Raw genomic sequence first — 8,769 nt, 5'->3', positions numbered from 1 at the left:
GCGAGGCCGACCGCCTTCCCCGGGCCGCGCAACGGCTGAGACCGCCCCCTTCGCCACTGCCTCCCGACCGCCCCGGGAGGCAGTGCCGTCCCGATCCGCGCCCCGTCGGGTCCGCCCTCGGTGTTCCCGGCTCGGTCGCTGCCGTCAGCCGATGTCCGGTGGGTCGATCCGGATCCGTACCGTGTCACCGTCGGCCCGTGCCGTACGGGTGGCGAGCGCGGTCTTCAGGGCGGTCGCCAGTGCGGCCCCGCTCCCGGGCGGTACGCGGACCAGCGCCCGCTCCCAGCGCTCCCCCGGCGGCGCTCCTCCGACCCTGCGGGGCCGCCCGGCCTCGGTGACCGGCAGCGGCACGGGCCCCAACACCTCGGCGGCGGGCGGGAGTCGGGCACCTGCGAGGAAGTCCGCGACGGCTTCGGCCGGCCCCGACACCGCCGCCATCCGCGACACCGGCGGAAACCCCAGCTCCGCCCGTTCCGCCAGTTCCCGCACCGCGTGCCCGACGGGGTCCCACCGGACGAGCGCCTGCACGGGCCGCAGTGTCGGCTCGGCGACGATCACGACCGTGCCGCCCAGGGACTGCGGCCTGACCAGCGCGCTCGCGCCGATCCAGCGCCGCAGCGCCTCCTCGCCCGCCCGCAGGTCGGGCCGCCCCAGCATCGCCCATCCGTCGAGGAGCAGCGCCGCCGCGTACCCGCCCTCGGCGACGGGCTCGGCCCCCGGGGTGCTGACGACCAGCGCCGGTGTCCCCGGCACCGTGTCCAGCACCTGCTCACGCCCCGAGGTGCGTACCGGAACGGCCGGGAAGGCCCGCCCCAGCTCCTCGGCGGTGCGCCGCGCCCCCACGATCTGCGCGCGCAGCCGGAACCCGCCGCATTGCGGACAGTGCCAGGCGCTCTCCTGCCGCCCGCACCAGCCGCACCTCAGCTCCCCGGCCTCCTGCCCCGCCAGCGGCCCGGCGCAGTGCCGGCAGCGCGCGGGGGCCCGGCACTGCGCGCAGGCCATCCGGGGCACGTAGCCGCGCCGGGGCACCTGCACCAGAACCGGCCCGTGCCGCAGTCCCTCCCGTGCGATCTCCCAGGCGAGCGTGGGCAGCCGTGCCGCCCGCGCCGCCTCGTCGCGCGCGAGGTCCCCGTCGCCGACCGTCCGTACGAGCGGAGCGGTGGCGCGCACCTGCTCGCGGTCGGCGACCAGGGGTGCGGCCCAGCCGGTCTCCACGAGCTGGGCGGCCTCGACGGTGCAGTTCCAGCTCCCCAGCAGGAAACCGCACCTCTCACGGGTGGCGCGCAGCTCCAGCACCTCGCGGACATGGGGAAACGGAGCATGGTCGTCACTGTGACTGGCGTCCCCGTCGTCCCACACGACGACGAGCCCCAGGTTCCGTACGGGGGCGAACATGGCGGCCCGGGTCCCGACGACGGCTCGCACGGCCCCGCGTCGTACGGCGAGCCACTCCCGGTAGCGCCGCTCCGGTCCGGCGTCGGCGGTCAGCACCGCGTGCTGCCCGTCACCGATCAGCTCCCGCAGCGCGGAGTCGACCCGCGCCACGGCCCGCCCGGCGGGCACGACGACCAGGGCGCCCCGACCGGAGGCGAGGGTGGCCTGCACGGCGCGGGCGATCTCCTGCGCCCACTGGGGCCCGGGCAGGGCGGTCCACACGGCCCTGGGCACGCCACCGGAGGCCAGCGACGCCAGGAACTCCGCGCCCCGCCCGTACCGCCGCCACGATCCGGGCTCCGGCGCGGACGGAGGCGCGGGCGGCGTGCCCGACGCCGCGGCCTCGGCGCGCGCGTGCCGCGGCGGGACCGCGAGCTGGAGCACGTCCGCGAGGCTGCCGGCATAACGGTCGGCGACGGCGCGGGCGAGGCCCAGCAACTCGGGCGAGAGGACGGGCTCGGGGGACACGACCTGGGCGAGCGCAGCGAGGGGCCCTGTGTAGTCGGACTCGGCCACCCGCTCGACCAGAAACCCGTCGATGAGCCCGCCGCCCTCGCGCCGCCCCTCCCGCACCGTGCGCCCGCCGGCCCCGAAGCGCACCCGGACCCTGACCCCGGGCCGGGCGACGGCGTCGAGCTCCTCCGGTACGGCGTAGTCGAAGTAGCGGTCCAGATGCAGCACGCCCTTGTCGACCACCACCCGCGCGACGGGCAGTTCCTTGGCCAGCGAGGCCCCCCGCCAGGTCCGCGGCCTGGCGCGGGGCGCCTTGGCCTTGCGGACCGCGTCCCGCAGCAGGGCAAGCTGCTCGGGCGGCGCGGCGTCCGGCCCACCCGCCCCCTGCTGCCCGTTCTCGCTGCTCACGCTTGCATTCTTACCAAACGCCACTGACATCGGCGTGCGTCGCGACGGCTCCGCCCGCCAAGGCCCCTGCCGCCGCCTCCACCGGCCCCGCTCCACGCACCGAGGCCCGGACACCCCGAAGGGTGCCGGGCCTCGTGACAGACGCTCTGGGGGCTTACAGACCCGCCGCCTTGCGCAGGGCGTCCACCCGGTCGGTGCGCTCCCAGGTGAAGTCGGGCAGCTCACGGCCGAAGTGGCCGTAGGCGGCCGTCTCGGCGTAGATCGGGCGGAGCAGGTCGAGGTCGCGGATGATCGCGGCCGGGCGGAGGTCGAAGACCTCGTTGATCGCATTCTCGATCTTCTCGGCGTCGACCTTGGCCGTGCCGAAGGTCTCCACGAACAGACCCACCGGCTCGGCCTTGCCGATCGCGTACGCCACCTGGACCTCGCAACGGGAGGCGAGGCCCGCCGCGACCACGTTCTTGGCGACCCAGCGCATCGCGTACGCGGCCGAGCGGTCCACCTTGGACGGGTCCTTGCCGGAGAACGCGCCACCGCCGTGGCGGGCCATGCCGCCGTAGGTGTCGATGATGATCTTGCGGCCGGTCAGGCCCGCGTCGCCCATCGGGCCGCCGATCTCGAACCGGCCGGTCGGGTTGACCAGCAGCCGGTAGCCGTCGGTCTCCAACTTGATGCCGTCGTCCAGGAGCGCCTTCAGCTCCGGCTCGACCACGAACTCACGGATGTCGGGCGCCAGCAGCGAGTCCAGGTCGATGTCGCTCGCGTGCTGCGAGGAGACCACCACCGTGTCCAGGCGGACCGCCTTGTCACCGTCGTACTCGATGGTGACCTGGGTCTTGCCGTCCGGGCGCAGGTAGGGGATCGTGCCGTTCTTGCGGACCTCGGACAGGCGCTTGGACAGGCGGTGCGCCAGGAAGATGGGCAGCGGCATCAGCGTCGGGGTCTCGTCCGAGGCGTAGCCGAACATCAGGCCCTGGTCACCGGCGCCCTGCCGGTCCAGCTCGTCGTCGTCGCCCTCGACACGGGTCTCGTACGCCGTGTCCACACCCTGCGCGATGTCCGGGGACTGGGCGCCGATCGACACCGACACACCGCAGGACGCGCCGTCGAAGCCCTTCTTCGACGAGTCGTAGCCGATCTCGAGGATCTTGTTGCGGACCAGGGTCGCGATGTCCGCGTACGCCTTGGTCGTGACCTCGCCGGCCACGTGCACCAGGCCGGTCGTGATCAGCGTCTCCACGGCGACCCGGGACGTCGGGTCCTCGCGCAGAAGCGCGTCGAGAATGGTGTCACTGATCTGGTCAGCGATCTTGTCGGGGTGACCCTCGGTCACGGACTCCGAGGTGAACAGGCGACGGGACACAACGCTCCCTGTGGTTGCAGCGGCTGCTGGCTGATCATGGGTGGACGGGACGGGGGCTGCGCCCGGCGTCGTCCGAGAACAGTTTATCGGTCGCGCTCTGCCACCGGCTCAGGTGTCTCGCCTCTCGGAAGCCCTGTGACCTGCGGCACGGGCATTCTGCCGAATGCCCCGCGCTGTTTCCAGGGTCGCCACGCGTCAATGTCCGAGGCTTGAACGAGCCGTAAAGCGCAGGACATGTTCAGGCGAGACGGCCCGAGACGAGGTCCCACACCGTCTCGGCAAGCGCTTCCTTGGGCCCGTAGGGCACCGGGGTCTCGCTGCCGTCGGCGCCCAGCACGACCGCCTCGTTCTCCTCGGAGCCGAACGTCCTGCGCTCCCCCACCTCGTTCACCACGAGCAGGTCGCAGCCCTTGCGCGCCAGCTTCGCCCGGCCGTTCGCCAGCACATCGTCGGTCTCCGCGGCGAAGCCGACGACGATCTGCTCCGGGCGGGCGCGGTCGGCGGAGATCTCGGCCAGGATGTCGGGATTCCTGACCAGGGCGACGGGCTCGGGGTCCTGCCCGTCCTTTTTCTTGATCTTTCCCGACGCGTAGGTCGCCGGACGGAAGTCCGCCACCGCCGCCGCCATCACCACGGCGTCGGCGTCCGCGGCCGCCTTGAGGACCGCCTCGCGCAACTGCACCGCGGTCTCCACCGGTACGACGTCCACTCCGGCCGGATCGGGCAGCCCCGTGTTCGCGGCGATCAGGGTGACTCGGGCGCCCCGGGCCGCAGCCGTGCGCGCGAGGGCGTAGCCCTGCTTGCCGGAGGAGCGGTTGCCGAGGAAGCGGACGGGGTCGAGGGGTTCGCGGGTGCCGCCGGCGCTGACGACGACATGCCGTCCCGCGAGGTCGGGCTCGGTGACGCCGCGGGCAAGGATCCGACGGCAGATCTCGAAGATCTCGGCGGGTTCGGGCAGCCGGCCCTTGCCGGTGTCGACTCCGGTCAGCCGGCCGACCGCCGGTTCGACGACGACCGCGCCGCGACGGCGCAGCGTCGCCACGTTCTCCTGCGTGGCCGGGTGCTCCCACATCTCCGTGTGCATGGCCGGGGCGAAGACGACCGGGCAGCGGGCGGTGAGGAGCGTATTCGTCAGGAGGTCGTCGGCGAGGCCGTGGGCCGCCTTGGCCAGCGTGTCGGCGGTGGCCGGGGCGACCACCACCAGGTCGGCGCTCTGGCCGATACGGACGTGCGGGACCTCGTGGACGTCGTCCCAGACTTCCGTGGAGACCGGGTTGCCGGAGAGGGCGGACCAGGTGGCGGCGCCGACGAAGTGCAGCGCGGAGGCAGTCGGCACGACGCGGACGTCGTGCCCGGACTCGGTCAGTCTGCGCAGCAGCTCGCACGCCTTGTAGGCGGCGATGCCGCCGCTGACCCCCAGAACGACCTTCGGCTTGCCCACCGGGCCTCCCCGCACTCGACATCTGAACGCCGCGGCTCATCGGCGTACGCGTCCATGAGACACCACGGGCCCGACAGTCGCGCTGCCGGGCCTGTGGAAAAGCCTACTGCGATCAGTAGATACTACTTAAAGCCACCGCATGGTCACTGGGCCGGGCCCTCGACGGACTCGGACGTCAGCAGACCCGCGTTGATCTCGCGCAGAGCGATCGAGAGCGGCTTCTCGTGGACGTGGGTGTCCACGAGCGGACCGACGTACTCGAGGAGACCCTCACCGAGCTGCGAGTAGTACGCGTTGATCTGGCGGGCCCGCTTGGCCGCGTAGATCACGAGGCTGTACTTCGAGTCGGTGGCCTCGAGGAGCTCGTCGATCGGCGGGTTGATGATGCCCTCGGGCGCGGTGATGGAAGAGGACACGCTCTACCTTCCGAAAGATGGGGAAAGATCAGTGCCGATCAGACAAACCCTGATCAGACAACCCTGATCACACAACGTTCATCAAGGCTAGCAGCTCGCGCGCCACATCCTCGACCGAGGTGTTGACGAGGGTCTCGTCGAACTCCGGCTCGGCCGCGAGCTCGGTCTTGGCCGCCTCCAGGCGGCGCTCGATGACCTCGGGCGGCTCGGTGCCCCGCCCGGTGAGTCTGCGCACGAGCTCCTCCCAGGAGGGAGGTGCCAGGAACACGAGCTGGGCCTCCGGCATGGACTCGCGGACCTGCCGGGCGCCCTGGAGGTCGATCTCCAGCAGGACCGGCACCCCGGTCTCCAGGTGCTCGATCACGGCGGCCCGCGGCGTCCCGTAGCGGTTGCCGGCGAACTCGGCCCACTCCAGCAGCTCGCCGTTGGCGATCAGCTTGTCCATCTCGTCGTCGGTGACGAAGAAGTAGTGGACTCCGTGCCGCTCACCGGGGCGGGGCTTGCGGGTCGTCGCCGACACCGAGAGCCATACCTCGGGGTGTTCCTTGCGCATATGGGCGACGACCGTGCTCTTGCCGACCCCCGAGGGGCCGGAGAGCACGGTCAGCCGCGGACGTTCACTCATGCAGCGATTATTCCAGCAATCCCGGAGTGCCCCGGACTCAGCTGGCGGTGCCGCCGAACTCACGCTCCAGGGAGGCGATCTGGTTGGAGCCGAGGCCCCGCACGCGGCGGCTCTCGGAGATCCCGAGTCGCTCCATGATCTGCTTGGCGCGGACCTTGCCCACGCCCGGCAGGGACTCGAGGAGGGCGGAGACCTTCATCTTGCCGATGACGTCGTTCTCCTGGCCCTGCTTGATGACCTCGTGAAGGGAGGCGCCGGAGTGCTTGAGTCGATTCTTGACCTCGGCCCGCTCCCGGCGAGCCGCGGCGGCCTTTTCGAGCGCGGCTGCGCGCTGTTCGGGGGTAAGGGGCGGAAGAGCCACGCCTACGTCACCTCGGATGTCGAACTGTCGGATACGGACCGGTGAGGAACCTAGTCGCCCCACACCTGGGGAGCCACGAGCAACACGCTTGCACGTTCTCCCCCACTGCCTTGGGGGCGTGGGAGGTGCCCCCACTCGTCGGAGACTAGCGGGCAAGTCCGCCAGAGTCAGCGAGAACAGCGGAAAAGTCCTGGTCAGCCTCTGCCGAGACGGGCCTTTCGGACATATTGCCCCGGATTTGAGGATGTATCCAGACCTCCGGCCGTCCCGGGAGAACTCTTCCGCGCACTCGTGGGCCACCCCGAGGCGGCTAGCCCGCGTTCAGGGCGCCCCTGATCTCGTCGGCGAAGCGTTGCGCGGCGTCACGCAGCGCGACGACATCGGGACCGTGACGAAGAACACCCCGGCTGACGTTCGGGACGACATTGCGCACCGTGGCGCCGAACACTCCTGGAAGATCGGCCGGTGTGGCCCCCTGGGCGCCGATCCCCGGGGCGAGGAGCGGCCCGTTGATGTCCAGGTCGTACGACGACAGGTCGCCGAGCGTGGCGCCGACGACCGCGCCGAACGAGCCGAGGGGCTCCTCCCCCGCGTTCTCGGCCGCGAGGTGGGCGAGCATCGTCGCCCCGACGTTCCGTCCGTCGGCCCGCAGGGCGTGCTGCACCTCGCCGCCTTCCGGGTTGGAGGTCAGGGCCAGCACGAACAGTCCGGCGCCGCTCTCCCGCGCCAGCTCCACGGCCGGCTTCAGGGAGCCGTAGCCGAGGTACGGCGAGACCGTCAGCGCGTCGGAGAACAGCGGGGCGTCCTTGTGCAGGAACGACTCGGCGTACGCGGCCATGGTCGAGCCGATGTCGCCGCGCTTGGCGTCCATCACGACCAGGGCCCCGGCCGCCCGCGCCTCGGCCACCGCCTTCTCCAGCACGGCGACGCCGCGCGACCCGAACCGCTCGAAGAACGCGCTCTGCGGCTTGAGCACGGCGACCCGGTCGGCCACGGCCTCCACGACCGTGCGGCTGAACCGCTCCAGGCCCGCGACGTCGTCGTTCAGGCCCCACTCGGTGAGCAGCGAGGCGTGCGGGTCGATCCCGACGCACAGCGGGCCCCGCTCGTCCATGGCGCGGCGCAGACGCGCGCCGAAGGGCTCCAGACCTGTCATGCGGACTTCCTCACGTCGGCGCCGACCGCGTCGGCGAGGGTGGCGTACGGGCTCGTACGGAGGCGTGCGACGAGTCCCTTGTGGATCGCACGGGCCCAGAAGGGGCCCTGGTAGATGAAGGCGCTGTAGCCCTGCACCAGCGTGGCGCCGGCCAGGATGCGCTGCCAGGCGTCCTCGGCGTTCTCGATGCCGCCGACGCCCACCAGGGTGATGCGGTCGCCCACGCGCGCGTAGAGGCGCCGCAGCACCTCCAGGGAGCGCGTTTTCAGGGGCGCGCCGGACAGTCCGCCGGTCTCCTTCACAAGTGCGGGCTCTGCCCTCAGACCGAGTCCCTCGCGCGCGATGGTGGTATTCGTGGCGATGATCCCGTCCAGGCCCAGCTCCACCGCCAGGTCGGCGACGGCGTCGATGTCCTCGTCGGCGAGGTCGGGGGCGATCTTGACCAGGAGCGGGACGCGGCGGGCCGGGACCGTGCGGTCGGCGGCCTCGCGCACGGCGGTCAGCAGCGGGCGCAGCGCCTCGGTGGCCTGCAGGTTCCGCAGGCCCGGGGTGTTCGGCGAAGAGACGTTGACGACCAGGTAGTCGGCGTAGGGCGCGAGCCGCTCGGTCGACTTCACATAGTCCTGGGCGGCCTCGGCCTCCGGGACGACCTTGGTCTTGCCGATGTTGACGCCCACGACCGTCCTGAAGACGGGCGTACGGGAGGCCAGGCGCGCGGCGACGGCCAGCGAGCCCTCGTTGTTGAAGCCCATGCGGTTGATCAGGGCGCGGTCCTGGACGAGGCGGAAGAGCCGCTTCTTGGGGTTGCCCGGCTGCGCCTCCCCGGTCACCGTGCCGATCTCGACGTGGTCGAAGCCGAGCATCGACATCCCGTCGATCGCGACGGCGTTCTTGTCGAAGCCGGCGGCCAGCCCGAAGGGGCCGTGCATACGCAGCCCGAAGGCCTCCGTGCGCAGCTCCTTGTAGCGGGGCGCGAGGGCGGCCGCGAGGAAGGTGCGCAGCACGGGGATATGGGCGGCGAGGCGGATCCAGCGGAAGGCCAGGTGGTGGGCCTGCTCCGGGTCCATCCGCCGGAAGACCAGGCGGAAGAAGAGCTTGTACATGTCTCGGGA

Annotated in this window: 8 protein-coding genes; all 8 read right to left on the bottom strand. The window is 71.9% G+C overall.

Going from position 1 to position 8,769, the window contains the following annotated elements:
* Positions 1 to 144: 144 nt before the first annotated feature.
* Positions 145 to 2,295 carry a primosomal protein N' gene (locus tag ACFYZJ_RS31555; protein ID WP_388573621.1) on the bottom strand — a complete coding sequence of 717 codons (2,151 nt, stop codon included), beginning with the start codon at positions 2,293 to 2,295 and terminating at the stop codon, positions 145 to 147.
* A gap of 154 nt (positions 2,296 to 2,449) precedes the next feature.
* Positions 2,450 to 3,658, bottom strand: coding sequence for a methionine adenosyltransferase (gene metK / locus ACFYZJ_RS31550; protein WP_388573619.1), 1,209 nt, complete (start codon positions 3,656 to 3,658; stop codon positions 2,450 to 2,452).
* A 238-nt stretch (positions 3,659 to 3,896) separates the two neighbouring features.
* Positions 3,897 to 5,099 (bottom strand): bifunctional phosphopantothenoylcysteine decarboxylase/phosphopantothenate--cysteine ligase CoaBC, encoded by a 1,203-nt coding sequence (coaBC, locus tag ACFYZJ_RS31545; RefSeq protein WP_388573617.1) that lies wholly within the window; start codon positions 5,097 to 5,099, stop codon positions 3,897 to 3,899.
* Between the two features lie 143 nt (positions 5,100 to 5,242).
* Entirely contained in the window at positions 5,243 to 5,515 is a 273-nt protein-coding gene (gene rpoZ, locus ACFYZJ_RS31540; protein ID WP_200421180.1) for a DNA-directed RNA polymerase subunit omega, read from the bottom strand.
* 67 nt (positions 5,516 to 5,582) lie between these two features.
* Positions 5,583 to 6,140 carry a guanylate kinase gene (gene gmk, locus ACFYZJ_RS31535; RefSeq protein ID WP_388573615.1) on the bottom strand — a complete coding sequence of 186 codons (558 nt, stop codon included), beginning with the start codon at positions 6,138 to 6,140 and terminating at the stop codon, positions 5,583 to 5,585.
* 37 nt (positions 6,141 to 6,177) lie between these two features.
* Positions 6,178 to 6,501 carry an integration host factor gene (locus ACFYZJ_RS31530; RefSeq protein WP_103844829.1) on the bottom strand — a complete coding sequence of 108 codons (324 nt, stop codon included), beginning with the start codon at positions 6,499 to 6,501 and terminating at the stop codon, positions 6,178 to 6,180.
* Positions 6,502 to 6,811: 310 nt separating this feature from the next.
* Positions 6,812 to 7,657, bottom strand: coding sequence for an orotidine-5'-phosphate decarboxylase (gene pyrF, locus ACFYZJ_RS31525; RefSeq protein ID WP_388573613.1), 846 nt, complete (start codon positions 7,655 to 7,657; stop codon positions 6,812 to 6,814).
* Positions 7,654 to 8,760 (bottom strand): quinone-dependent dihydroorotate dehydrogenase, encoded by a 1,107-nt coding sequence (locus ACFYZJ_RS31520; RefSeq protein WP_388573798.1) that lies wholly within the window; start codon positions 8,758 to 8,760, stop codon positions 7,654 to 7,656. The genes pyrF and ACFYZJ_RS31520 overlap by 4 nt, the downstream gene beginning before the upstream one ends.
* Positions 8,761 to 8,769 lie beyond the last annotated feature (9 nt).

The organism is Streptomyces sp. NPDC001848, assembly GCF_042891915.1.
Taxonomy (GTDB): domain Bacteria; phylum Actinomycetota; class Actinomycetes; order Streptomycetales; family Streptomycetaceae; genus Streptomyces.
This window is presented reverse-complemented; position numbering and strand designations above follow the sequence as displayed.